The 19,763-nt window shown below is 71.5% G+C and carries 21 protein-coding genes and 2 tRNA genes; 11 read left to right on the forward strand and 12 right to left on the reverse strand.

What is annotated here, in order from left to right; translation table 11 throughout:
* Nucleotides 1–226: 226 nt before the first annotated feature.
* Nucleotides 227–1,279, forward strand: a complete 1,053-nt coding sequence (locus DVS28_RS17020) for an IS110 family RNA-guided transposase (protein ID WP_114590488.1) — start codon at nucleotides 227–229, stop codon at nucleotides 1,277–1,279.
* Nucleotides 1,280–1,293: 14 nt separating this feature from the next.
* The gene (locus DVS28_RS17025) at nucleotides 1,294–1,821 is read left to right on the forward strand and encodes a GNAT family N-acetyltransferase (protein ID WP_216826105.1); all 528 of its coding nucleotides are present in this window, start codon (nucleotides 1,294–1,296) and stop codon (nucleotides 1,819–1,821) included.
* Nucleotides 1,822–1,996: 175 nt separating this feature from the next.
* Here the strand turns inward: DVS28_RS17025 and thiL are convergent, their stop codons facing one another.
* Nucleotides 1,997–2,983 (reverse strand): thiamine-phosphate kinase, encoded by a 987-nt coding sequence (thiL, locus tag DVS28_RS17030; protein ID WP_114592526.1) that lies wholly within the window; start codon nucleotides 2,981–2,983, stop codon nucleotides 1,997–1,999.
* A gap of 63 nt (nucleotides 2,984–3,046) precedes the next feature.
* Here thiL and DVS28_RS17035 point away from each other — a divergent pair, with 63 nt between their 5' ends.
* Nucleotides 3,047–3,256, forward strand: a complete 210-nt coding sequence (locus tag DVS28_RS17035) for a dodecin family protein (protein WP_108668249.1) — start codon at nucleotides 3,047–3,049, stop codon at nucleotides 3,254–3,256.
* 25 nt (nucleotides 3,257–3,281) lie between these two features.
* Nucleotides 3,282–3,515 carry an Lrp/AsnC ligand binding domain-containing protein gene (locus DVS28_RS17040; protein WP_114592527.1) on the forward strand — a complete coding sequence of 78 codons (234 nt, stop codon included), beginning with the start codon at nucleotides 3,282–3,284 and terminating at the stop codon, nucleotides 3,513–3,515.
* Between the two features lie 30 nt (nucleotides 3,516–3,545).
* Here DVS28_RS17040 and DVS28_RS29260 read toward each other — a convergent pair whose 3' ends face one another.
* The 3 genes from DVS28_RS29260 to DVS28_RS17055 form a co-directional block, all read right to left on the reverse strand.
* Complete coding sequence (locus DVS28_RS29260) at nucleotides 3,546–4,196, reverse strand: hypothetical protein (protein WP_216826106.1); 651 nt, start codon at nucleotides 4,194–4,196, stop codon at nucleotides 3,546–3,548.
* Nucleotides 4,197–4,324: 128 nt separating this feature from the next.
* Nucleotides 4,325–5,497 carry a D-alanine--D-alanine ligase family protein gene (locus DVS28_RS17050; RefSeq protein ID WP_114592528.1) on the reverse strand — a complete coding sequence of 391 codons (1,173 nt, stop codon included), beginning with the start codon at nucleotides 5,495–5,497 and terminating at the stop codon, nucleotides 4,325–4,327.
* A complete protein-coding gene (locus tag DVS28_RS17055; RefSeq protein WP_216826107.1) occupies nucleotides 5,494–6,519 on the reverse strand; it encodes an NAD(P)H-dependent glycerol-3-phosphate dehydrogenase in 1,026 nt (341 codons plus the stop codon). The genes DVS28_RS17050 and DVS28_RS17055 overlap by 4 nt, the downstream gene beginning before the upstream one ends.
* A 249-nt stretch (nucleotides 6,520–6,768) precedes the next feature.
* Here DVS28_RS17055 and DVS28_RS17060 point away from each other — a divergent pair, with 249 nt between their 5' ends.
* From DVS28_RS17060 to DVS28_RS17070, 3 genes are read left to right on the forward strand one after another with little or no spacing between them, the layout of a single operon-like run.
* Nucleotides 6,769–10,053, forward strand: a complete 3,285-nt coding sequence (locus DVS28_RS17060) for a cell wall-binding repeat-containing protein (RefSeq protein ID WP_164710670.1) — start codon at nucleotides 6,769–6,771, stop codon at nucleotides 10,051–10,053.
* Nucleotides 10,054–10,106: 53 nt separating this feature from the next.
* Complete coding sequence (gene cofC, locus DVS28_RS17065; protein WP_164710671.1) at nucleotides 10,107–10,811, forward strand: 2-phospho-L-lactate guanylyltransferase; 705 nt, start codon at nucleotides 10,107–10,109, stop codon at nucleotides 10,809–10,811.
* A 44-nt stretch (nucleotides 10,812–10,855) separates the two neighbouring features.
* Entirely contained in the window at nucleotides 10,856–11,062 is a 207-nt protein-coding gene (locus tag DVS28_RS17070; protein ID WP_114592531.1) for a cold-shock protein, read from the forward strand.
* A 6-nt stretch (nucleotides 11,063–11,068) separates the two neighbouring features.
* Here DVS28_RS17070 and DVS28_RS17075 read toward each other — a convergent pair whose 3' ends face one another.
* Nucleotides 11,069–11,323, reverse strand: coding sequence for an SCO5555 family protein (locus DVS28_RS17075; protein ID WP_114592532.1), 255 nt, complete (start codon nucleotides 11,321–11,323; stop codon nucleotides 11,069–11,071).
* A gap of 24 nt (nucleotides 11,324–11,347) precedes the next feature.
* Between DVS28_RS17075 and DVS28_RS17080 the strand changes: the two genes are divergently transcribed.
* A complete protein-coding gene (locus DVS28_RS17080; protein WP_114592533.1) occupies nucleotides 11,348–11,710 on the forward strand; it encodes a hypothetical protein in 363 nt (120 codons plus the stop codon).
* A gap of 354 nt (nucleotides 11,711–12,064) precedes the next feature.
* Here DVS28_RS17080 and DVS28_RS17085 read toward each other — a convergent pair whose 3' ends face one another.
* The gene (locus DVS28_RS17085; RefSeq protein ID WP_114592534.1) at nucleotides 12,065–13,000 is read right to left on the reverse strand and encodes a PrsW family intramembrane metalloprotease; all 936 of its coding nucleotides are present in this window, start codon (nucleotides 12,998–13,000) and stop codon (nucleotides 12,065–12,067) included.
* A 160-nt stretch (nucleotides 13,001–13,160) separates the two neighbouring features.
* Between DVS28_RS17085 and DVS28_RS17090 the strand changes: the two genes are divergently transcribed.
* Both DVS28_RS17090 and DVS28_RS17095 read left to right on the forward strand, forming a co-directional pair.
* A tRNA-Gln gene (locus DVS28_RS17090) sits at nucleotides 13,161–13,232 on the forward strand.
* Between the two features lie 73 nt (nucleotides 13,233–13,305).
* Nucleotides 13,306–13,379 (forward strand) — tRNA-Glu (locus DVS28_RS17095).
* A gap of 87 nt (nucleotides 13,380–13,466) precedes the next feature.
* Here DVS28_RS17095 and DVS28_RS17100 read toward each other — a convergent pair.
* From DVS28_RS17100 to DVS28_RS17115, 4 genes are read right to left on the reverse strand one after another with little or no spacing between them, the layout of a single operon-like run.
* Nucleotides 13,467–14,132 (reverse strand): alpha-ketoglutarate-dependent dioxygenase AlkB, encoded by a 666-nt coding sequence (locus DVS28_RS17100; protein ID WP_114592535.1) that lies wholly within the window; start codon nucleotides 14,130–14,132, stop codon nucleotides 13,467–13,469.
* Between the two features lie 40 nt (nucleotides 14,133–14,172).
* On the reverse strand, nucleotides 14,173–14,934 hold the full coding sequence (locus DVS28_RS17105; RefSeq protein ID WP_114592536.1) for a hypothetical protein: 762 nt from the start codon (nucleotides 14,932–14,934) through the stop codon (nucleotides 14,173–14,175).
* A gap of 27 nt (nucleotides 14,935–14,961) precedes the next feature.
* Nucleotides 14,962–16,488: a glutamate--tRNA ligase gene (locus tag DVS28_RS17110; protein WP_114592537.1), complete on the reverse strand. Its 1,527-nt coding sequence runs from the start codon at nucleotides 16,486–16,488 to the stop codon at nucleotides 14,962–14,964.
* Nucleotides 16,489–16,530: 42 nt separating this feature from the next.
* A complete protein-coding gene (locus DVS28_RS17115; protein WP_216826108.1) occupies nucleotides 16,531–16,944 on the reverse strand; it encodes a hypothetical protein in 414 nt (137 codons plus the stop codon).
* A gap of 69 nt (nucleotides 16,945–17,013) precedes the next feature.
* Between DVS28_RS17115 and DVS28_RS17120 the strand changes: the two genes are divergently transcribed.
* Nucleotides 17,014–17,676 (forward strand): MerR family transcriptional regulator, encoded by a 663-nt coding sequence (locus tag DVS28_RS17120; RefSeq protein WP_114592538.1) that lies wholly within the window; start codon nucleotides 17,014–17,016, stop codon nucleotides 17,674–17,676.
* 285 nt (nucleotides 17,677–17,961) lie between these two features.
* On the opposite strand, the gene DVS28_RS17125 is transcribed toward DVS28_RS17120, so the two are convergent.
* Complete coding sequence (locus DVS28_RS17125; protein ID WP_114592539.1) at nucleotides 17,962–18,729, reverse strand: fumarylacetoacetate hydrolase family protein; 768 nt, start codon at nucleotides 18,727–18,729, stop codon at nucleotides 17,962–17,964.
* A 43-nt stretch (nucleotides 18,730–18,772) separates the two neighbouring features.
* Nucleotides 18,773–19,759 (reverse strand): YihY/virulence factor BrkB family protein, encoded by a 987-nt coding sequence (locus DVS28_RS17130; protein ID WP_114592540.1) that lies wholly within the window; start codon nucleotides 19,757–19,759, stop codon nucleotides 18,773–18,775.
* Nucleotides 19,760–19,763 lie beyond the last annotated feature (4 nt).

The raw sequence follows: 19,763 nt of genomic DNA on the forward strand, positions 1-19,763 counted from the left end.
GGCCGCCGGACCTATCCTCGGCGTCAGTGTCATGCTCCCCAGGCCCCGCCCAGTTGGCTCATAGCCTCGCTGCCTCGCTCTGGTGATGGCTTCCACGCGAAGTGTCGCTGGGTGGGGGCGTCGGACCGGCCGGCGTGACTTGATAGGAGCTTGGCGTTTCCTGACCTCAACTGAGGTGTGTCCACCGACCGGTCCTGTCACCCATCAACGACAGGAGACACATCCCATGATCAGGCTCGGAGTCGACGCGCACAAGCGCACCCACACCATCGTCGCCATCGATGATGCAGGCCGTGTCCTGGATGACATCACCGTGCAGACCACGGTGGCCGGCCACGTGAAGGCCGTCGCGTGGGCTGAACAGCTCGGCGATGAGCGCTGCTGGGCGCTTGAGGACTGCCGGCACCTCACCCGCCGGCTGGAGCAGGACCTGATCCGCGCCGGCGAGGCGGTCGTGCGAGTCCCACCGCGCCTGATGGGCCAGGCCCGCCGCGGCGGCCGCAAGCGCGGCAAGTCTGACCCGATCGATGCCGAAGCGGTCGCCATCGCCGCGCTGCGCAACCCCCAGCTGGCCTCAGCACGACTGGACGGGCCCGAGCGGACCATCCGCCTGCTGGTGGATCATCGTGAGGACCTGGTCACTGAGCGCACCCGCATCCACAACAGGATCCACTGGCACCTACACGAGCTGCGCATCGACGACATCGCCCCCAAGACCCTCAGCCGCTACACGGTGCTCGACGGGCTGACCGCCAGGCTGGCTGAGCACGATGGAACGGTGGCCAACATCGCCACAGAGCTCATCGACCGGTGCCGCCATCTGACCGTGCGGATCAACGACCTGGAGCGGGAGATCGCCGAGCTGACCGCTGCCCAGGCCCCGTCGCTGCTGGCGCTGCCAGGCTGCGGGGCGCTGACCGCAGCCAAGCTGATCGGCGAGACCGCTGGAGTGGATCGCTTTCACTCCAAGGCCGCGTTCGCGATGGTCAACGGCACCGCGCCGATCCCGGTGTGGTCATCCAACCGTGAACGGTTCCGGCTCAACCGTGGCGGCAACCGGCAGCTGAACGTGGCGTTGCACCGCATCGCGATCACCCAGATGCGCATCCACCCCCCGGCACGCGCCTACGTCGACAAGAAGCTTGCCGAGGGCAAGACCAAGACCGAAGCGATCCGGGCGCTGAGACGACGCCTCTCCGACGTCGTCTACCGCGCCATGGTCACCGACCAACAGACCCCTCAACCGGCCCCGGCGACTTGCGTCGCACTCGCCGCTTGACATAGGAGATTCGCGTGGACGACGTGACCTTGATGCTGCGGCCGGAGACCCCGGGGGATGCCGAGGCGGTGGCGGCGGTGCACCGTGCCGCGTTCCCTGCGCCGGAGGGTGCAGAGGAGCCGGTCGAGGTGGGGTTGGTCGACGCGCTGCGCTCCGGCGGCCACCTGATCGATGGGCTGACGCTGGTCGCCGAGGTCGACGACCGCGTGGTCGGCCACGTCGCCTGTTCCCGTGGCGTTGTGGCCGGTAGTGCAGCCGCGGTGGGTATCGGCCCGATCGGGGTGCTGCCCGACGTGCAGGGCCGGGGCGTCGGCGCCGCGCTGATGACCACCGTCGTCCGGTTGGCCACGGAGTCCGGCGAGACGCTGCTGGCCCTGCTGGGTGACCCGGCGTACTACGGCCGTTTCGGCTTCGTCCCCTCGACCGACGTCGGCGTCGAGGCCCCCGACCCCGCATGGGGTGTCCACTTCCAGGCCCTCCCCCTCGCCACCGACCACCCCCGCGGCCCCTTCACCTACCCCCCGCCGTTCTCGGCCCTCTGACGCCCCACCCCACCCCCGCGTGTCGCCTCACTCGACCCCCTCGCGACTGAGCCAACACACCTCCGATGCGTGTCGTCAGAGTCGACCCCCCTGCGAGTGAGCCAACACACCTCCGATGCGTGTCGTCTGAGTCGACCCCCTTGCGAGTGAGCCGACACACCTCCGGGTGAGCCGATCACCCGTGGTCGTAGCCCCAGGCGTCGATGCGTTCCGGTGGGCCGGCGGGGGTGTCGAGCCACACGGCGGGGGTCGACGGATCGGCCGGGGGTTCGACGGTGCCGATCCAGCGCCACGGGGCCTCGGCGGTTTCCGTCAGCGCGGCCTCGCAAGCGTCGACGCGATCAGCGGGGACAGCGGCAAGGAGGGCGAAGTCCTCTCCCCCGCCCAGCGCCACCCGGGCCAGCAGGTCCTCGGGCAGCAGGTCCACCACGGTGGAGGGGACGGCGGCCATGACGGCGGTGCGATCGATCCGAAGGTCGACGCCGGAGGCCCGGGCGACGTGACCGGCGTCAGCCCCCAGCCCGTCGGACAGGTCGATCATCGCCGTCGCGCCGGCACGGGCAAGGGCCACGCCGGAGGAGGGGAGGGCACGCGGTCGACGATGGGCGGCCAGCAGGTCATCGGGCACGGGCAGCCCCTCGCCGTCGGCCCACAACGCCGCTGCCGCCGCGCCCAGCGGCCCGACCAGGACCAGCCGATCGCCGGGCCGTGCGCCCCCACGGGTGATCGACGCCGCCGCCGGCCGGCCGATCGCCGTCAACGACACCGACCACACCGGCGCGGTCACCGTGTCGCCGCCGACGATGGCCACTCCCCACTCGCGGCCTGCCTCGGCCATGCCCGCGTACAGCTGGTCGATCGCATCCTCCGTCAGCTCCGGGGAGCGCTGCAGGCCGACCACCGCGGCCTGCGGGATCGCCCCCATCGCCGCGAGGTCGCTGACGTTGACCGCGACGGCCTTCCAGCCGACGTCGGCCGGCGAGGACAGGTCGGTCCGGAAGTGCACCCCGTCGACGATCACGTCGACGCAGACGACGACGTCCTGCGCACCGACCCGCACCACCGCCGCGTCGTCTCCCACGCCCACGGGGACCGCGGGGCTGCTGCCGGCCAGGTGAGGGCCGAGGTCGGCCAGCCGCTGGAACTCGCCTCTGGAGGTCATCAGCGGAGTATGGCGCGGTTGCCTGCGCGGACCGGGGATCTCGTGGCGTAGGATCTCCCGAACATGCCGGTCCTCAACTCGATCGAACTCGAAGGCGTCTCCAGCATCGGCTGGGACGACGCCGCCCAGGATGCCGTGCGCGAAGCCGGCCGGACGTTGCGACGCATCATGCGCCTGGACGTCCTGGCCGTCGGCGTGGGGGTCGACGCGGAGGGGGAACGGGAGTACCGGACGACCATCCGGCTCTTCTTCGAGGTCGATCGGCAGCCGTGATGCACATCATCGAAGGGACACACACGTGGTTTCCGCCTACATCCTCATCCTGACCGAGGTCGGCAAGGCCGCCGAGGTCGCCGCCGCAGTCGCGGAGATCCCCGGGGTGAAGGCCGCCGACGACGTCACGGGCCCCTACGACGTGGTCGTGCGCGCCGAGGCCCAGGACATGGACGAGCTCGGCCGGTTGGTCGTCGCTCGGGTGCAGTCCATCGAGGGCATCGACCGGACACTCACGTGCCCGGTCGTGCACCTGTAGGGGTCGATCCCCGGCGGCACGCGAGCCGGGTCAGGTCTTCCGCAGCGTGATGAGGGTGCCAAGCGTCGCCCCGACGGCGCCGACGAGGCACACCCACAGGCCGATGCCGACGGTGGCGCCCACGTCGCTGACGCTGCCGACGTCGATGACGACGGCCAGCAGGGTGAAGAGGGCGAACAGGAGGGCGACGATCGACACCCAGCGGAACCGCAGCCGTGCCCGCACCACGCCGGCGACCAGCAGGATCGTGGCCAGGACGATGACGATCACGCCGTCGTCAGAATCGAGGCCCGTCAGCGTGATGACGCCGAGGTCGATCCACGGCAGGAAGGTGCCGATGATCAGCAGCACCGACGACACGACGGTGAGCCACGCGATCGGGTCGCCCTTGCCCTTGGCCCCCGGCTGCGCGAACCCGGCCGCGCCGTAGCCCGGCTGCCCGCCGGGTCCCGGCTGACCGCCCGTTCCGGGCTGCCCGTATCCCTGCGGCGGATACCCGGGCTGACCTCCCGGTTGCCCGCCCGTTCCGGGCTGCCCGTACTGCTGGGCGTAGCCCTGCTGGGGGGCCTGCGGCGGCGGGTTGTAGGCCTGCGGCGAACCCGGTGGTGCGGCGGTGGCGCCTCCGGGCCCACCGAACGGCGTGGGCGGTGGCCCACCGGATCCCTGCTGGTAGTCGCTCATCTCTCGGCGTCCTTTCCCTCGGTGACGCGCGCCCCTCACAGACGCTGATCGCTCGACACTAGCACCGAGGGAGGAGGGAACGTCACGCTCGTTCCGAGCCCGTCACATTCCGCCGTGGACCGCCTGGATCAGGGTGAGTAGCGTGCCGACTCCTCGCTGGCTTCCATCGCGTAGGCCAGCAGCCGGTCGATGAGCACGCGGAAGGCCACGCCCTGGGCCTCCCACACCGGCGGGAACATCGACTGCGGCGTCAGACCGGGGATGGTGTTGATCTCGTTGACCAGCACCTCGTCGCTGTCGGGCAGGTAGAAGAAGTCGACACGGGCCAGCCCGCGGGCGCCGACGGCGTCGTAGGCCTGGGCGGCGTAGTCACGGCAGCGCTCGATCACGTCGTCGGGGACGTCTGCCGGGCACTGCAGCTTCACCGGCTCGAGGTACTTGGCGTCGAAGTCGTAGAACGACGCACCCGTGTGGATCGTCTCGCCGGGCGCGGTGATCACGGGGTCGTCGTTGCCGACCACCCCGCACTCCAGCTCACGGACGCCGTCCAGGCCGCGCTCGATGATGACCACCCGGTCGTAGCCCAGCGCATCCTCCACACCCGCCCGCAAGCTTTCGGTGTCGGTGCACCGGCTGATGCCGATGGAGGAACCCTGGCGGGCCGGCTTGGTGAAGACCGGGTACTCCAGCAGCCCCTCGATCCGGGCGAGCTCGCCCTCGGGGTCACGCTCCCAGTCGGCCCGACGGACCACGTCGTGGGCGACCTGCGGCAGCCCGGCAGCGGCGAACACGTGCTTCATCTGCCGCTTGTCCACGGCGATGGCGCTAGCCGCCACGTCGGCGCCGACGTAGGGCACCCCGACGCTGGCCAGCAGCCCCTGGATGGTGCCGTCCTCGCCATAGGGGCCGTGCAGCACGGGGAAGCAGATGTCGATCCCGCCGAGGTCGACGGTCCGACCCCGATCGGCGTCGACGACGTCCGCCGCCCCGGCATCGACGTCGTCGGGCAGCAGCATCAGCCGCGGGCCGACACGGGTCTGCACCAGCGTCACGGTCTCGCCGTCCTCGGGCACCGCCGGCAGGGTCCCCTCGCGGGTCCGCGGCACGCCATGGGGCATCAGCGTCCAGCGCCCGGTCCGGGTGATCCCGACGCTGACGACGTCGTAGATGTCGGGGTCGATGGCCCACAGCACCCCGCGTGCCGACAGGCACGACACCTCGTGCTCGCTGGACCGGCCCCCGAACAGGACCAGGACGCGCGGCTTGTCCGCCGTCGGCGTCTCGTGTGATTCCTGGCTCATCCTCGTGCCTCCTCCATGCCGTGGAACTCCGACTTGGGAGATCGTCCCATGAGCGCCACGGCCATGTCCTGCGGGTCGAGTCCATCGTGGAGGACACGAACCACGTGCTCCACGATGGGCATCTCGACGTCGTGGTCCCGCGCGATGCCTGCGATCGCGGGGGACGATTTCACTCCTTCGGCCACCATGTTCATCTCGTCGATGATCACCTGGAGGGGTCGGCCCCGGCCCAGCTGCTCGCCGACGTGGCGGTTGCGCGACTGGCTGCTGGTGCAGGTGGCGACCAGGTCGCCCATGCCCGCCAGCCCCGCGAAGGTCATCGCGCGTCCGCCCAGGGCAAGGCCCAGGCGGGTCATCTCGGCCAGCCCCCGGGTCAGCAGCATCGCCTTGGTGTTCTCGCCGTAGCCCATCCCGTCGGCCATCCCGGCGGCGAGGGCGATGGCGTTCTTCACGGCCCCGCCCACCTCCACACCGGTGCGATCGGGGTTGGTGTAGACCCGGAACCAGGGGGTGTGGCAGATGGCCTGCACCCGAGCGCAGACGGCCTCGTCCGGGCCCGCCACCACGGTGCCGGAGGGGAACCGCTGTGCGCACTCGCGAGCCAGGTTCGGCCCGCTCGCCACGACCGCTCGCCCGTCGGGAAGGTCCCAGGCGTCACGGATGACCTCGCTGGCCCACCGGCCCGTGTCCAGGGCGATCCCCTTCACGAGGCTGACGGCCACCGCATCGCGTGGGACGAGGGCGTGCCACGCGGCCAACGACTCGACCAGCGCGTGGCTCGGCACGGCGAGGACCACGATGTCGGCGCCGGACAGCGCCTCGTCGGGGTCCGCGGTGGCCCGCAACGCCTCGTTCAGCCCGATGTCGGGCAGGTACTCGGGGTTACCGAGGCCCGCGTTGATGGTGTCGGCCACCTCGGGTCGCCGGGCCCACAGCCGCACGTCCGCCCCGGTGTCGGCGCAGATCGAGCCGAACGCGGTCCCCCACGACCCGGCGCCCATGACCGCAACGGTGGTGGTCACGGCTGGCCTCCTCGGGTCGACTGGGTGGACGTGCCACCGCCGCCGGACGGGGTGCCCGACGGGACCGCAGTCTACGGGCGCACGAGACCTCGACGGCGGCACCGTGCCGGCCCGACCGGCCGACCACCCTGTCGCCCATCCGACATTGTGAAGGAGCCGTCCACTTCTCCTGTCCAATGTCCCACCGTCGGGTTACCCTCCCACGATCGGCCCGGTGGGGGTCGTCGCGGTCACCCGAAAGGTTCCTTCGTGTCCAGACGTTTTCTCGTGTTCGCCCTCGTGCCCTGCTTGTTGGCCACCCTGCTGGTGGCTGCCCCCGTCGTGGCGCACCCCGAACGGCCCGCCGAGTTCCCGGCCGGCGCGCTCGGGACACCGTCCTACCGCTTCGACGGCAACACCTACGTGGTCTGCAAGCCCGACTCCGAGGCGCGCCTGCAGGTGCTGCCCGAGGCGCTGCGCACCCGCAACGAAGCGGTGCTCGACGACTGTGCGTTCGAGCACATCAACGAGGCGATCGCCGAGGTCGAGGCCAACGGCGAGCAGGGCAGCCGGATCCTGGTGATGCCCGGCGTGTACCGCGAGGAGCCCTACGTGGGCGCCGTCGACCCGGCGTGCCTGGAGATCGAGCCCCCCGCCGACGACGAGGGCGGCGGCATCATGGACATCGGCGCCATCCCCCTGCCCCCCATGCAGCAGCACGAGCTGAACCAGCAGGAGGACCCCACCGAGGACGAGGGCAACAACAACCCCGGCGCGCTGGTGCTGTCCTACGAGCAGCAGCGTGAGTGCCCGTTCCTGCAGAACCTGATCCCGATCCTGGGCGACACCGACGACGACGGGGTCTGCGACAACAACCTCTGCAACCTGCAGATCGAGGGCACCGGCGCCTCGCCCCTGGACACCGTGATCGACGGCGACTACTCCCAGCTCAACGGCATCCGTGCCGACCGGGCCGACGGGTTGTACCTGCGGAACTTCACCGTCCAGCGGTTCGAGTTCAACGCCGTCTACATCATCGAGTCCGACGGGTTCGTCTTCGAGGAGATGATCACCCGCTGGAACGACGAGTACGGGTTCCTGTCCTTCGCCGTGGACCACGGGCTGTACCAGAACTGCGAGGGGTACGGCAACGGCGACTCCGCCATCTACCCGGGCTCGGCGACCGACCTCAACCAGGAGGCGGGCCTCTTCGACGACAACGAGGGCCTGCGCTTCGGCACCGAGATCCGCGGCTGCCGTGGCCACCACAACACCCTCGGCTACTCCGGCACGGCCGGCAACTCCGTGCACACCCACCACAACGAGTTCGACCGCAACCTCGTCGGTGCGGCGACCGACTCGTTGTTCCCCGACCACCCGGGCCTGCCGCAGGACCACGCCTACTTCCACGACAACCTGTTCCACTCCAACAACACCGGCTACTACGAGCGTGACCTGCTGGCCGGCAAGTGCACCGGGCCGTTCAGCGAGCGGGACTACGACGAGGGCGTCGTCTGTCCGGTCGTGCCCCTCCCCGTCGGAACCGGCCTCGTGCTGGCCGGCGGCAACTACAACCTCTTCGAGAACAACCGCTTCTACGACAACTGGCGCCAGGGCACCTTCCAGTTCTTCGTGCCGGCGACGCTGCGTGGCGAGGACGCCCCCGACAAGCAGTTCGACACCTCCAACTTCAACACCTGGCGCGGGTCGACCTACGGCGTGAACATCAACGGCCTGGCCCAGCCCAACGGCACCGACATGGTGTGGGACGGCGAGGGCGAGGGCAACTGCTGGACCGACAACGTCGGCATCGACGGCGGAGCTCCCACCACCGCCGTCGGCGACGGGTCCGGCATCTTCGAGGTCCCGGGCATCCCGTTCCCCGGCTGCGACCCGCGTCCCCCGTTCACCCCCGGGCCGGGCATCGTCACGGCCGCACAGTGCGCCTCCTACTCACGCGGCAGCGAGCCCAACCCGCCCGGCTGCAACTGGTTCTCCACCCCCGAACCGCCGGCCGACCGCACCCCCGAGGGCCCCACGGTCGACCGACTGGCCGGTGCCGAGCGCATCGAGACCAACCTGCTGACCTCCCGCTCGGCCTTCCCGGGTCAGTCCGCCAACGTCGTGCTGGCCACGGCGGACAACTTCGCCGACGCCCTCGCGGGTGCCCCGCTGGCGGCGCACCTCGAGGCCCCGCTGCTGATCACCCCGACCGGCGGCCTGGACGACCGCGTCGCCGAGGAGATCACCCGCCTGGGCGCCCAGCGCGTCTGGCTGCTCGGCCAGACGGCGGCCCTCTCCGACACCGTGGTCGCCGACCTCGAGGCGCTGGGGATCCGTGAGATCACCCGCGTCGGTGGCGCGAACCGCTTCGAGACGGCCACGTTGATCGCAGGGATGATCGGGTCCGGCAACGCCTTCCTCGTCGAGGGTGGCGACTTCGCCTCAGCGCTGTCGGCCTCCGCCGTCGGTGCCCTGGTCGGACGGCCCGTGCTGCTGACGTCAGCCGACACCATCTCCCCCGAGCTCGAGACCTTCCTCGAGGGCGGCCTGATGGTCGACATCCGCCTGGTGGGTTCGGCCGTGTCCGACGCGGTGATGGCCGAGCTGCCGGTCGTGCAGCCCCGCATCGTCGACATCGAGCGGACCGCAGGTGCCGACGCGACCGAGACCAGCGCGTTGATGGCCGAGCTCGGCGTCCAGATCGGGCAGGACGACACCGAGCTGTGGATCGCCACGGTCGACAACTGGCCGGACGCGCTGGGCGCGGCCGCGGCAGCTGCCGTCGACGAGGGCGTCCTGCTGCAGGTCCCGTCCTCGCTGGACGGCGAGTCGCCGGCGCTGGACTACATCACCGAGAAGAACGCGATCCTCGAGCACATCCGCATCGCCGGTGGGACCGCCGCGGTCAGCCAGGAGGTGGAGGACACCATCCTCACCGCCACCGGCGGCGCCACGGGCGACGTCCGGGGTGACCGTTCGCACGGCACGTTCGTGTCGACCGGTTCCGTCGCGCCGCTGCCCGACGTCGACGCGGCCTACGCCGACGTGACCGGGACGGCCACGATGGTCCGGACGATCCACGGCACCACCGAGGTCGAGGTGCTGGTGGAGGGCATGCCGGCCAACACCTTCGCGCCGGTCCACGTGCACGTCGGTTCGTGCGAGGAGGCCGGTGGCGATCACTTCCAGTTCGTGCCCGGTGGTTCGATGATGCCGCCCAACGAGATCCACCCGCGCTTCACCTCCGACGCGGTCGGCGTGGGTCGCGGAACCGACACGGCGTTCGCCATCGCGGGCAACGACGCCCGCTCGGTGGTCATCCACGACCCGGACGGCAACAAGGTGGCCTGTGCGGAGTTCGACGGACCCGAGATCCCCGACGGTGCGGCGACGACGCCGGCGTTGGCCTCGTTCATGGCACCGGAGCTCGGGATGGGCGACGACGACAGCGGCATGCCGACGTGGCTGTGGTACGCCGTCGCCGGCTGGATCCTGATCAGCCTGCTGCTCGGCTGGGTGCCCCGTCGGGTGCGTGCCCGCCGGACGAGCTGAACCCAGCGACACCGATGCGTTGACCCGACCGGGAGCCACGTAGGCTCCCGGTCGTGGTTTGTCCGGACCCAGTCGTCGACAGCCGCCCCCAGCCGGCGGTCGTTGCGGTCGTGCCGCTGAAGGCCATCGGGTCCTCCAAGACGCGGATGGCGCCGGCGCTGTCCCCCGACGACCGGGCGCTGCTGCTGCGACGGACCTTCGACCGGGTCGTCGCGGCGGCCCGGCGGTGCGTCGCGGTCACCGAGGTGCTGGTGGTCGTCGGGGACGACCGCGGCGCGTCCTGGGCGATGATGTCGGGTGCGTCGATCGTGCGGGAGACCCCGGGGCCCGGCGGGCTGAACGCCGCGCTGGCCGAGGTCGACGCCTCGCTGGGCAAGACCCCGAGCCTGGTGATCCCCGCCGACCTGCCGTTGGTGACCGGCGAGGACCTGGACGCGATGGTCGACGCCCTGCCCGGTGTGCCCGGGGTGGTCGTCTGCCCGACCGCGGACGGCGGCACCGGCGGGCTGCTGCGTGCGCCGGGAGGGATCGTGCCACCCTGCTACGGACCGGGCTCGGCCGACGCCCACGTCGACGCCGCCCGGCGGGCCGGGGTGCCGGTGCGTCGCCTCCTCCTCCCCGGGCTGGCCCTGGACCTGGACCGTCCCAGCGACATCGCCCTCGCCGGCGGCTGGCGGGCGGTCACCTCGGGTTCGACAGGGCCGGGTGGGGCGGGCGACTCGGAGACTCGACCGGTCGAGCGGTACCCTCACCGCTGACCCGAAGCGGGCCGACACGCGGCCCAATGACTCAAGGAGATGCGATGCCGCAGGGCACGATCAAATCGTTCGACCACGGCACCCGGTCGGGCAGCCTGGTCCTGGACGACATGACCGAGTTCGCCTACGACACCGCCACCTTCCAGGCCTCCGCGCTCGCCGAGCTGCGGATCGGCCAGCGTGTGCGCTTCGACCTCGAGGGCAGCGGCGACGACCGTCGCGTCACCAACCTCCAGCTCGTCTCGCTGTAGCGGGGCTCAGGCCGGGCGTGGCCCGACCGTCTCCTCCCACTCCTGCCAGTAACGCTGCATGCGGCCAGCGGCCGTGTCGACGTCGTGCTTGGAGGAGTTGGTGATGGCGATCAGCCGCTGCTGCCACCGCTGCTTGTCCTCCGGGGGGATGTCGGCGGGTCCGAGAGCGGCGAACGCCTGCTTGAGCTCCTCGGCGAGGTCGATCGTCGAGGCGTCGACGGCGGGGCTGCTGGTGGGGTCGGTGGGCTGCTGATCGGCCATGTCGACCAGCGTACGCTTGGGCTCGTGAACGCACTCACGAGCTCTCGGACCGCCGCCGTCATCGCCGGGATCGCCGCCTTCGGCAACCTGCTGCTCGGCATCGCCCACACGGGGGTGACCGTGCCCCTCCTGTCGCGCATCGGCCCCCAGGGCGGCGCGGTGCCGCCGGCCGTCGTGGCCTTCAGCGTCGGCACCCTCGTCTTCGGCGTGCTGGCGTGGGGCCTGTGGCGCGGTGCGGCGTGGGCCCGCTGGGTCGGCCTGGCCGTCTGCGCCCTGGCCATCCTCAGCGGGATCGGCCAGTTCCGTGGGGTCGTCAGCGCCGCCGGCATCGTCCTGGCCGTCGCCCTCGGCGCCCTCCTCCTCCGCTCCCCCACCCCCGCGGAGTAACCCCTCCCCTGCGGGTTGCGTGGCCGGGCCCCCCCGTTCGGTGGCTCGGCGTCCCCCCGTTCGGCGCGATCGGGGCCTGCGTGGCCCATGGGCGATGACCGGCATGATCCGCCCGGCCGCTCGGCCTCCCCTTTCGGCCCGATCGGGGCCTGCGTCGTGCATGGCCGATGATCGGCGCGATCGGGGCCCAAACCACGCACGCGTGGGTACCGGCACGATCCGACCGACCGCCCGGCGCGACGTTCGGCGCGATCGGGGCCCAAACCACGCATGCGTGGGAACCGGCACGATCCGCCTCACCACCCCGCGCAGCCCGCCCCGCGCGATGTTCGGCACGATCGGGGGCTCGACCGCCTATGGGCTGGTTGGGCCCCGATCGGGGCCGGGTGGGCCCGGCGGACCGTCGGGTCGGCGTGGTGCTGGAGTGGGAGGAGGGGGCGCGGGCCACGTCGGGGGACGCGAACCGGGTGGTGGTGGGCCGCCGCGCCACTCGGCGGGCGCACCGCCGGTCGGCCACGTGCCGGGGACGCCGAACCGTTCGGGCACCCAGTACCGCTCCGGCACGACGGCCCGCGCGACGAACGGGGATCGCTCGAGGGCGCCCTTGACCAGCTGGGCGTAGACGACGACGGGGATGACCAACACGAGGAAGCTGGCGGTGTTCCACAGCGCGTGCATCACCATGGCAAGCAGCACGAAGCCGATCGCCGTCGTGACCGGGCGGCCCTCCAACCGGCGGCGGGACATCCCGTAGCCGGCGATCCCGCTGGCCGTGGCGTGCAGCACCGCCGACCCCATCCCCCGCAGGAACGCCGTGACGGCGAAGCACTCCAGCCCCGCGTCGCAGAAGTCGATCGGCGAGCCCAGGGGCCCGACCCCCATCCACGCCTGGACCAGGTAGTCCGTCGTCTCCGCGGCGGCGAAGCCGAGCCCGACGGTGGTCCCGTAGATGATCCCGTCCATCGGTTCGTTGAACGCCTTGTTGCGCCACGCACCGAGCTTGGCTCCCCAGTACTTCAGCGTCTCCTCCGTCACCGGGGCGATGCCGATCGCCAGCACCGGCAGCAGCAGCAGCGCCCGGTCCCCCGACAGGTCGCCCCCGGCGATCACCAGCAGCGCCACGGCGTTGGCGATCCCGGCGACGAACGCCACCGGCAGCGCGCCGATGAGGAACAGCCGGATGATCAGCCCGATGGGCTCGGGGTCGTGGCGGTCGCGGGAGTAGAAGAACCACAGCCACAGCAGGCACGGGATGACTGCCCCGGCCAGGGCGAGCAGGAAGAGGGACATGTGGCCCCGAAGCCTGCCACGGACAGGGTCGACCGTACCGACCGGACAGGGGCCCCCTCGATCAGCCCAACAAACACAACCCGCGAGTTGGACGACACGGGGAGGCGCTGCTACTCTCTTGCATCCGCCGCCGCCCAAGTCAGGCAGGTGGCGGACCCTTTCCGGGGTGGTGTAATTGGCAACACAGCTGGTTCTGGTCCAGTCATTGAGGGTTCAAGTCCTTCCCCCGGAGCGAGGGTGAGCCACCACACTCACCCCCACAAGCAGAGCAAGGAACGGCACACACCGAACTGCGCTCGACATATGGTCCCGTCGTCTAGCTGGCCTAGGACGCGGCCCTCTCAAGGCTGAAACGGGAGTTCGAATCTCCTCGGGACTACACAACACGAACGGCCGCTCGACCCAGCTATCGAGCGGCCGTTCTGCTGTCCGGACATCCAGCGATCCAGTCTGCGCTGGCCCGCGCCTACCCCCGGTGGACCGGCCCGGACGGGCGTCCACCGCCACCGTCCCAGTCCTCGGTGCGGAACATCACGCAGATGCGCGGACCGGACCGGGCGACCTTGGGCACGGCGTGCTGCCACGTCCGCTGGCAGGTACCGCCCATCACGGCGAGGTCGCCGCGGCCCAGGGACCAGCCGAAGCTGCGCCCTCCGCCGCGTGGACGAAGCCTGAACGGCCTGGGATGGCCGAGGGAGAGGACCGCGACCGTTGCCGTGGGGAGGGTGCGCAGGTGCGTGTCGCCGTGCCAGGCCACCGAGTCGGCCCCGTCGCGGTACAGGTTGGCCGACACGCGGGTCAGCGGGACGCCGTAGCGGGCCGACAACGAGGCCGACATCGCCTTGATCGGCTCGAGGCCGGACGGCAGCGCCGACCGCGACCAGCTGACCGACAGCCGGGGCTGCTCGACGACCTTGTCGAACATCGGCCGGGTCCAGACCTGCCAGTCGGCCGCTGCCAGGACCGCCTCGAAAAACGACTCGTGGCCGCTCACCCAGCCGCGGGACAGGTCCACCCAGGCACCACGGTCCAGCCGGACCCGTTGCACATCGGCGAAGGTCGGGTCGTGGGTGATGCCCTCGTCGAGGTCGAGCAGGGAGGGCTGGCGGGCAAGGACCGGCGTTGCGCTCATGCCCCCAGACTAGAACAGGCGTTCGATTCCCGCCAGCAGGTCACTCGGCCGTGCCCCGACGCCGCTCGGGTGCCTCGGCGTCCCCCGACAGGCTTCGCAGGGCCTGCTGGCGGTGGGCCACCCAGTCGTTGAGGGCCGACAGCTCCTCCAGGGCCCGTTGCTGGCGATGCTCGTGGCTGTCGGGCCGCACCGGTCCGAGGGTGGCGACCAGCTCCTCCAGCTCGGCCACGGCCACGTCGACCCGGTCCTGCAGCACTGCGGCCTGCTCGACGAGCCCCATCTCGCGCTCGGGCACCACGGAGTCGTCGAGCAGCATGTCCTCCACCATCTCCGCCTCGGCCTCGGCCAGCAGGGACACGGCGTCGCGCAGGTCGACCCCGGCCAGGTACGCCACGCGTTGCCCCGCCAGCACCACCTCGCCCAGGGAGGGGTCCCCCTCCACAGCCGACAGGGCGCCGACCGCGACGAGCAGCCGGGCAGCCAGTCGGTCCTGCCGGACGACCAGCGGGACGAGCCCCGCCGGGGCCCCGTCCTCCTCCCCCGACGTGAATCGCATCTCGGGCGCGTGCACGACCGGGTCCTCCATCCCCCGCTGCACGAGCGCACCGACCCCGAGCGCCACGGCGCCGACACCGACGGTCGGCCACGCCCATCCCTCGATCACGTCGAAGGCGGTCAGGCCGAGCACGACCAGCAGACCCAGGAACGCCAGACCGCCGATGCCCCATGCGGCCTCGCCGAACCCCCAGCGCAGCCGCGCCGCGCGCGAGGCGTCGGGATCGGGGATGGAGTCTGCCGCCACGGGCGCAGGCTACTCCGCGCCGACGATCTACTCGGCGGGGACCTTCGCTCGGCCGTCACGGACACGCGACAGCACCCACTCGCGGTCGAGCGCCGCCAGGGTCTCGGGCAGCGGCGGGCTGACCGCCGAGCCGGTCACGACGACGCGGACCGGCTGCATGGCCTTGCCCATCCCGACCTCGAGGGCCTCCGTCGCCTCGGTGAACACGGCCATGATCGCGTCGGCGGTCCACTCCTCCAGCCCCTCCAGGCGGGGGGTCAGGAAGTCCAGCACGTCCCCGGCGGCGGGCTTCAGCCACTTCTTGATGGCCTTCTCGTCCCACTCGATCTCGTCGCGGAACGCGAACGCCACGAACGGGACGGCGTCATTGAGGGTCTGGGAGCGGTCCTTGAGGTGCGGGGCCAGCGCCGCGATGAGGGCGACATCGGCCTCCGGCGCAGGCTCGGCGACCAGGCCGGCCCGCTGGAACACGGGGACCAGCGCGGCGGCGAAGTCCGCATCGGACATGGCCTTGATGGCGTCACCGTTGAGCGACCGCAGCTTGGCGGTGTCGAAGAACGCGGGGCTGGGGTTGACCCGCTCGAAGGAGAACGCCTCGATCAGCTCGGGCACGGTGAACCGCTCGGTCGTGCCGTCCAGCGACCAACCGCACAGCGCCAGGAAGTTCATCATCACGTCGGGCAGCATGCCCTCGGCCTCGAACGCTTCGATGGCGACGTCGCCGTGGCGCTTGGACAGCTTCTTGCGGTCCTCGCCGACCAGCAGGGGCATGTGGGCGTAGGTGAGGGTGTCGGGCCAGCCGTCCTCGCGGGCGGGGAAGTCGACGTCGGCCAGCGCCGCGTCGAGGATCCCGTCGGCGGTCAGCAGCTGGGTCATCAGGATCTGCCGCGGGGTGGCCGACAGGAGGTCCTCACCGCGGGCGACGAAGCCGACGCCCTGGGCGATGTCGTCGACGACGTTGGCCAGCTGGTAGGTCGGCGAGCCGTTGGCGCGAGTGATGACGAAGTCCCCGATCTCGGCCCACTGGAAGGTGACGGTGCCACGCACGCCGTCCTCCCACGACACCTCACCCTCGTCGGGCGTGCGGACGCGCAGGACGGGCTCGCGACCCTCGGCCCGGTAGGCGGCGCGCTGCTCGTCGGTCAGGTCGCGATGGCCGGTCTTGTAGGGCTGGTTGGACGCCCGCAGCTCCTCGAGCTCCTCGGGGGTCTCGAACGCCTCGTAGGCATGGCCGGCCTCGAGCAGCCGACGGGCAACGGCGTCGTGCAGCGGCCGGCGCTGCGACTGCAGGTACGGCCCGTGGTCGCCGCGGGCGTCGAACTCCCCGATGGAGGGGCCCTCGTCCCACGTCAGCCCGAGCCAGTCCAGCGCCTGCATCATGCCGGCGGCGGACTCCAGGGTCGCCCGCTCGGCGTCGGTGTCCTCGATGCGCAGCACGAAGGTGCCGCCGTGGCGACGGGCCCACAGCCAGTTGAACAGGGCGGTGCGGGCACCGCCGACGTGCAGCCACCCGGACGGGGCGGGACAGAACCGGACGCGAAGAGGAGTGCTCATGGGGGCCGCATGGTAGTGCGGACGGAGGCGGCCCCCACCCGTTCACGCGGTCAGCAGGCCGATGCCGAGGGTGAGGGTGCCCGCGGCCACGGCGACCGCGCCGAGGTACAGCAGCACCTTCAGCTGGTTGGGCTGCGTGCGCTCGGCGCCGAGGGCGGAGAGGAAGAACCCCGCCGGGAGGAGGATCGCGCCGGCCGGCACCCCGGCGCGGGCCACGGTCCCCCAAGCCGCCTCCAGCGTCGTGGCGTCGGCCAGCAGCTGGCAGACCAGCCCGAGGATGACCAGGACGCCGGCGTGCGCGTGGCCGGCGCGGAAGAACGTCTTCTGGAACCCCGTCAGCGGCATCCCTCCTCCGACGACGCGCAGCATGAAGGTGCCGCCGAACTCGATGGTGACGATCGTGAGCAGCAGGATGCCAGCGGTGATGCGGCTGGCGTCGGACAGGACGAGCTCCACGGAAGGCCCTCCTCGGGACTTGATGGATAGTGGTACTACCTATTATGGGTAGCAGTACTATCCATTGCAATGCGTATCTCGGAGCTCAGCAGGGCCAGCGGCGTGTCGGTGGCGACGATCAAGTACTGGATACGGGAGGGGCTGGTCCCGCCCGGGGCCACCAGCGCCCCGAACCAGGCGGCCTACGACGACGCCCACCTTCACCGCGTGCGGCTCATCCGGGCGCTGCGCGAAGTCGCGGACCTGCCGATCGCCACGGTCGCCGACGTCCTGGCGGTCGTGGACGACGAGGGGGTGCCGTTGCACGACGCCCTCGGCCGGACCCACCGGGCGCTGGCCGACGTCCCCGACATCGGCGACAGCCCGACGGCCGACGGGGCGATCGACGAGGTCGACACGTGGCTGCACACGATGGGCTGGCAGGTCAGCGCCGACGCGCCCGACCGGATCGTCCTCGCGCACGCGCTGCTGGTGATGCGGGAGATGGGTCGCGAGGAATCCGCCGTGGACTTCCAGCCGTGGGCCCAAGCGGCGATGCGGCTTGCCGAGCACGAGGTCGGCACCATCGAGGGCGCCGACGGACGCGCCGACGCGGTCGAGCGGATGGTCGTGGGGACCGTCGTGCACGGTCAGGTGCTCGGTGCGCTGCGGCGCCTCGCCCAGGAACACCTGTCGGCCCAGCGGATCGGCGACCCCCCTCCTCCCCCTGGCGGAGCCCCGCCCCCCGACTGAGACAGGCCCGCCCCGGCACCGTCGACCGCCCGGCACCGTCGACCGCCCGGCGCCGTCGACCGCCCGGGCGGCGCCGTCGACGCCGGCCGCGATGTGCATGTCAGCCGGTCACGCGGCCGATCTGCACGAGGCCTCGAACGTCTGGTGCAGGATGGCCGACCAGCCGGCCGAGCTGCACAAATCGAGGTGGCGCCGGGCACGCTGGCACGCTGTGCCACGTCGGTGCGCCGGGCACGCCGGCCACGGGGCGCCGGGCACGCCGGGGCCCGGCGCCGAACCCCCTGGCTACGCCGCGGTCACGGTGTTGCGGAGGATGCCCAGGCCCTCGACCTCGACCTCGACGGTGTCGCCGTCGACGAGCGGGCCGACACCGGAGGGGGTGCCGGTCAGGATGACGTCGCCGGGCAGCAACGTCGCGAAGGACGAGCACCACTCCACGAGCTCGCCGATCCCGAAGACGAGGTCGTCCAGCGACCCCTCCTGGCGGGCCTCGCCGTTGACGCGGCAGCGGACCTTCGCACCCGAGGACGGGTCGAAGTCGGTGTCGATCCACGGGCCGAGCGGCGCGAAGGTGTCGAACCCCTTGGCGCGCGTCCACTGCCCGTCGCTGCGCTGCAGGTCGCGGGCGGTGACGTCGTTGGCGCACGTGTAGCCCATGATCACCTTGCTGGCGTCGGCGGCGGGCACGTTGCGTGCCACGGCACCGATGACGATCGCCAGCTCCGCCTCGTGGTGCACCTCCGCGCTCTGCGTCGGCAGCACGATGGTGCCGTCCTGGCCGATCACGGCCGTGGAGGGCTTGGAGAAGATCAGCGGCTGCGACGGCACGTCCCCACCCATCTCCGCGGCGTGGGCGGCGTAGTTCTTGCCGACGCACAGCAGCTTGGTGGGCAGCACCGGCGGCAGCAGGGTGACCTTCTCCATCGGGGCGACCATGTCGGTCAGCGTGTACTCGCTGAACGGGTTGCCCTGCAGGAGGATGACGTGCTGGCCATCGGCGTGGAGTGCGGCCCAAGCGGGGCCGTCGGGGCGGGAGACTCGGACGAAGCGCATGGCCCCCGATGATGGCACGCCCCGCACTGGCGACCGCGCTGGATCAGCCGTCGGCCGACCCGTTGTTGCGCAGCCGCCGGACCTCCGTGACCGCACGCTGGCCGATCTGTCCCAACGACGGCACGTCCTTGGGCGGGTCACCCTTGGGGTAGGCCTTCTCGATCTCGGCGTTCAGCTCGCCGCCCACCAGCAACCCGATGGCCAGCAGCCACACCCACACGAGGATGGCCAGCGGGGCGGCGAGGGGCGCGTAGACGGCGTCGCCCCCGAAGGCGAACGTCGTGTATGTCCGCAGGCCAACGCTTGCCAGCAGCCCGAGCACCGCCGCGAGGACCGCCCCCGGCAGCTCGCGGTGGAACGGCGTCCGCCACGGCGTCGCCCAGTGGTACAGCCCCGCCAGCAGCAGGGTGCCGAGCACGATGGAGAGGGGCCAGTACAGCACCCGCCAGGTCTGGGCGAGGAGGAACTCCATGCCCAGCCGCGTCTCGATGATCTCCCCCAGCCGTGGTCCGGCGACGAACAGCGGGATCAGCACCAGCCCGCCCAGGAAGATGACGACGGTGAAGCCGAAGCCCAGCAGCACGCCGACCCAGCCGGGCCTGGCCTGCTCCAGGTCATAGGCGATCGTCAGGGCGTGCACGACCACGCGGAGCACCCGGCTGGCCGACACCAGGGTCAGCAGGAACGACAGCGACAGGACCGACCCGGACCCGTCGGTCAGCAGGTTCTCCAGCACCGGCCGGATCGTCTCCTCCACCGTCGCGTCGGTGAAGACCTGGAGGGAGATCTGCTCCAGCCGCGCGATCAGCTGCACCTCGACGTCGGTCCCGAGGACCTCGCCGATGAACCCTGCAGAGGCGACGACGGTCAGCAGCAGCGGCGGCAGGCTGAGCAGCATCCAGAAGGAGATCTCGGCCGCCAGTCCGGGCACGCGGTCGCGACCGGAATCCTTCACCGTCGCCACCGCGAGGTCGGCGGCCGCCAGGACCGGTGCGGGCAGCCGTTCGCGCAGCCGGGTCGACCAGCTCATCGGG

Source organism: Euzebya pacifica, from assembly GCF_003344865.1.
In the GTDB taxonomy this organism is placed as follows: domain Bacteria; phylum Actinomycetota; class Nitriliruptoria; order Euzebyales; family Euzebyaceae; genus Euzebya; species Euzebya pacifica.

Excerpts from the sequence above, each read along its gene's own strand:
- DVS28_RS17130 (WP_114592540.1), bottom strand. The coding sequence starts at position 19,759 with ATGAGCTGGTCGACCCGGCTGCGCGAACGGCTGCCCGCACCGGTCCTG.
- DVS28_RS29260 (WP_216826106.1), bottom strand. The coding sequence starts at position 4,196 with ATGAGCGACTACCAGCAGGGATCCGGTGGGCCACCGCCCACGCCGTTC.
- DVS28_RS17070 (WP_114592531.1), top strand. The coding sequence starts at position 10,856 with ATGCCGCAGGGCACGATCAAATCGTTCGACCACGGCACCCGGTCGGGC.
- DVS28_RS17125 (WP_114592539.1), bottom strand. The coding sequence starts at position 18,729 with ATGCGCTTCGTCCGAGTCTCCCGCCCCGACGGCCCCGCTTGGGCCGCA.
- DVS28_RS17020 (WP_114590488.1), top strand. The coding sequence starts at position 227 with ATGATCAGGCTCGGAGTCGACGCGCACAAGCGCACCCACACCATCGTC.
- thiL (WP_114592526.1), bottom strand. The coding sequence starts at position 2,983 with ATGACCTCCAGAGGCGAGTTCCAGCGGCTGGCCGACCTCGGCCCTCAC.
- DVS28_RS17050 (WP_114592528.1), bottom strand. The coding sequence starts at position 5,497 with ATGAGCCAGGAATCACACGAGACGCCGACGGCGGACAAGCCGCGCGTC.
- DVS28_RS17120 (WP_114592538.1), top strand. The coding sequence starts at position 17,014 with ATGCGTATCTCGGAGCTCAGCAGGGCCAGCGGCGTGTCGGTGGCGACG.
- DVS28_RS17075 (WP_114592532.1), bottom strand. The coding sequence starts at position 11,323 with ATGGCCGATCAGCAGCCCACCGACCCCACCAGCAGCCCCGCCGTCGAC.
- DVS28_RS17100 (WP_114592535.1), bottom strand. The coding sequence starts at position 14,132 with ATGAGCGCAACGCCGGTCCTTGCCCGCCAGCCCTCCCTGCTCGACCTC.
- DVS28_RS17110 (WP_114592537.1), bottom strand. The coding sequence starts at position 16,488 with ATGAGCACTCCTCTTCGCGTCCGGTTCTGTCCCGCCCCGTCCGGGTGG.
- DVS28_RS17035 (WP_108668249.1), top strand. The coding sequence starts at position 3,047 with ATGCCGGTCCTCAACTCGATCGAACTCGAAGGCGTCTCCAGCATCGGC.
- DVS28_RS17085 (WP_114592534.1), bottom strand. The coding sequence starts at position 13,000 with ATGTCCCTCTTCCTGCTCGCCCTGGCCGGGGCAGTCATCCCGTGCCTG.